This is a genomic window from Patescibacteria group bacterium, from assembly GCA_018896645.1.
Taxonomy (GTDB): domain Bacteria; phylum Patescibacteriota; class Patescibacteriia; order UBA2591; family JABMQE01; genus JAHIMF01.
Map to the genome: position 1 here is coordinate 1 of JAHIMF010000066.1, position 2692 is coordinate 2692.

Sequence of the window (2692 nt, forward strand, 5' to 3'; positions counted from 1 at the left end):
GAACCCCCTAGTTACTCGGTAGACAAAATGAACATATTCGTCCATTTTTTGTTTCAGTTTCTCTTTATAACTAATTGGAGTCATATTTTTGTTTTAATGCTTTAATGCTTTAATGCTTTAATGCTTTAATGCTTTAATGCTCTTGTGCTTTAATGCTTTAATGTTTTTATTATACCATTATTAAACTTTAAATAAAAGCCAATTTTTATCCTTCAGGCGAACAAGCACATATTCACCCTTTAATTTTTTACCCTTGAGTTCAAACTTAAATGAATCAAGCCCTGATTTCATCTTTTTGCTTTTATGTTTTAATGTTTTATTGCTTCCTTGATATACGCCTTTATCCCAGATTTCCACTTTACCTGCGCCGTAATTGCCATCGGGGATTATTCCTTCAAAATTAATATAGTCAATCGGGTGGTCTTCTACTTGGATAGCCAATCTTTTGATGCCCTTGGTTTTTGGCGGCTCTTTGGGTATGGCCCAAGACTTTAAGACGCCATCCATTTCTAAACGAAAATCATAATGCAAGTGGCTTGCGTCATGTTTATGAATTACAAAACGGGATTTGCTAATTTTTGCAAGTTTGCCTTTTGGCTCCGGGGTTTTATTGAATTTTCTTTTTAATTGATACTTCTTCAATGTCATAAAAACAATTTAACAATTTAGCAATAGAACAATTAGCCATCAACAAACTCGTTCTCACCAAACACCTCCGCCGTAAATATGTACAACTCTGCCTCTCCGGTTTTCCAAGCATCACGGTCAATTCCCGCTTTGTGTTCGCAGAGTTCATTCATAAAAGTTTCTAAGTCCCAATTATTTTCCGTGGCGACTTGGGGCAAAAACACTCCTTTTCGCATTCCTTGGACCACTTCAACGCCATGTTTTCCTACTTCAATTTTTTGCCAATCGTCAATTTTTTTCAACTGACTTAAAACTGAAATTTCAATTTCAATATCGTCTAATTCATCATAAGTGACTGACGCAAAGCGAGTGTCCTGGGTGGCCGCGCTAATAGCCATTTGTTGAACTATTTTATATAAGGCCTCGTCGGTTGGCGAGAACCGGCCAATACAGCCCCGAAGCTCATAGTCTCTTTTTTTATTCCGTAAAGTTACAAACGCTCCGAGATTTTCGTTTAATTTTTCTGATTCCACCTCAATTTTGGGTATTTTTCCATTTTCTAAATATTCTTCCAATGTTTCTCTGGCAATTTCTAGAAGTCTCGCCCTATCTTCAGTATTAACCCCCTCGCCCTCTTCTGCCTTCTCAAGCCTTCTCAAGCCTTCTCCTCCCCCCTTAAACACGATACTCGCATAACCCACTACCCGCGAATGATCATCAGTAACATCACCAGAATTAGCATATTTTAACAGCTCGCCATCCAAGTTCCAATCTCCAGCTAGCATCATTCCCACTTTCAATGGCCCGGCGCCGCAAGCGCAGGTGTCTAAACCCGGGTAATCTTGGGCTATTGATTGGCTTATTACTTTTTCAAATTCGTCTATATTTTGGGTTAAAATCGCCTCAATGGTTTTTTGGTCAACTTCCTTAGCTGTTTCGTATTCAGGATAATGAGATAAATCACTGCTGATCACGAGCAATGTTTCATCGCCAATAATTTTTTGTAAGGCCAGAGCAAGAATTTTTACAAGATTGGCATCGGGCTTTCCCATAATAATTGGTACGATTTTGGCATTGGGCAGGACAGTTTGCAAAAAGGGCAGTTGGACTTCTAAATTGTGTTCTGTAATATGCGCCTGGGGATAATAAGAGATTTTTTCGTCCGACTTGATGAGTTGGCCGGCGAGTAAGTCATTAATTTGCACTTGACCCAGGGGGGTTTCATAAAAACCTTTGGGATAAACCGAGACCCCGTCAAAATAAGCAGTATGGGAGGGGCCGATTAAAATGACGGTTTTGTAATCTAAGCTCTGCACAGCTTTGTAACTGTAAGCCGCTACTTGGCCAGAATATACTAAACCCGCATGTGGCACAATCAATATTTTCGGTTTTGCTTTATTAACATCGTCTGTAGATTCGTGATTAGCGCTATTCGTGTACTGATTCGCGTCCATTAGCGCTCGACTTAAAAAGTCATTAACCATTTCTTGAAGCTCGTTTTTGTCAGCCGGATAAAAAGCTCCGGCCACAGCGGGTTTGCGGATAGGCCCGCCTTCGCTCTTCGCTTCGCTCGAGCTTCGGCGGGTAAGCCCGCTCTTTTTTTCAGTGGTTTCTTTGTTGATATTTTGATTAGGCATAGGCGGTTTTTCCTTGAGTTTAAAAGATATCCCGATAATAATTAGAACTAAAATAAATAAAGATATGGTTAAAAGGTTTTTTTTCATACAAAGCGCTTGTGGACTTAGGATGATTAAGGTAAAATAAATGTAAGGGAAGAGGCAATAATATAAACCCTTGCTCTGTTTTTATCATAGGTTTTAATTCTGTTTTGGTCAACCAGCATAATACTGGATTTTCTTGTTGTTGATAAGTTTTTTTTGTTGTATAATAAAAGCATTAAAGCATTAAAGCATTAAAGCATTAAAGCATTAAAGCATTAAAGCATTAAAGCATTAAAGCATTAAAGCATTAAAACAAAAATATGACTCCAATTAGTTATAAAGAGAAACTGAAACAAAAAATGGACGAATATGTTCATTTTGTCTACCGAGTAACTAGGGGGTTC

The 2692-nt window shown here is 38.3% G+C and carries 2 protein-coding genes; both read right to left on the minus strand.

All coding sequences use genetic code 11. From position 1 onward, the window contains the following. Positions 1 to 180 precede the first annotated feature (180 nt). A complete protein-coding gene (locus tag KKD20_05190; protein ID MBU4332485.1) occupies positions 181 to 648 on the minus strand; it encodes a 3'-phosphoesterase in 468 nt (155 codons plus the stop codon). A gap of 32 nt (positions 649 to 680) precedes the next feature. Beyond that, a complete protein-coding gene (gene amrB, locus KKD20_05195) occupies positions 681 to 2264 on the minus strand; it encodes an AmmeMemoRadiSam system protein B (protein ID MBU4332486.1) in 1584 nt (527 codons plus the stop codon). Positions 2265 to 2692 lie beyond the last annotated feature (428 nt).

What these genes read in the sequence shown, in the direction of transcription:
- KKD20_05190 (MBU4332485.1), bottom strand. Translation starts at nt 648, where the DNA reads ATGACATTGAAGAAGTATCAATTAAAAAGAAAATTCAATAAAACCCCG.
- amrB (MBU4332486.1), bottom strand. Translation starts at nt 2,264, where the DNA reads ATGCCTAATCAAAATATCAACAAAGAAACCACTGAAAAAAAGAGCGGG.